Raw genomic sequence first — 517 nt, 5'->3', positions numbered from 1 at the left:
GAGCAGCCTGGTAAAACCTTCAGTCTGCCTGTATGGAAGGCCAAAGTATTCTTTGACAGCGAGTATTATCAGCATCAGAGCGTCAGAATAAACGTACGGCCTGCCAGGCTTTGTCCATGCGCTCGAGCTGCTTATCCTGGTCGACCAGAAGGTCTTTGCTCACGAACACGTCAACAGCTTGAGGAGCCTCTTGTTGTATTCGGACCAGTTTGTCGTAATGTATCATTATGCAACCTCTTAAATAAGCGTGAAGCCAAAAATATCATGCATAAAGTCAATACTATGCAAAAAAGGAGTTAAAATTAAACATAATACCGTTAATCTTCCCAGTTTGCTGGGAAAAATTCTTCTTTAGAAAGAGACATTATTATTTACTACTAAAGGTTTGGAAGGAAAAAGAGTAAAGTGAAAAGCTTAGGCCCAGGTAAAAAGAAGTGTGTAAGGCCTTTTTACCCTCACTAAAATTTTTCCAAAAATAAAAGTAAAAATTCGATTAGTCTCATAAAAGTGTCACAAC

1 protein-coding gene is annotated in these 517 nt (G+C 38.9%); it reads right to left on the bottom strand.

The window, feature by feature from the left end:
- Positions 1-135, bottom strand: a 135-nt coding sequence (locus ACP5SL_RS05900; protein WP_428228344.1) for a transposase, incomplete at its 3' end; no start/stop codon positions are given.
- Between the last annotated feature and the right edge of the window lie 382 nt (positions 136-517).

Origin of the sequence: Fervidicoccus sp. (assembly GCF_049967375.1) — an archaeon.
GTDB classification, from domain to species: Archaea; Thermoproteota; Thermoprotei_A; order Sulfolobales; family Fervidicoccaceae; genus Fervidicoccus; species Fervidicoccus fontis.
The sequence above is the reverse complement of the archived record's forward strand: the minus strand, read 5'-3'. Positions and strand labels throughout refer to the sequence as shown.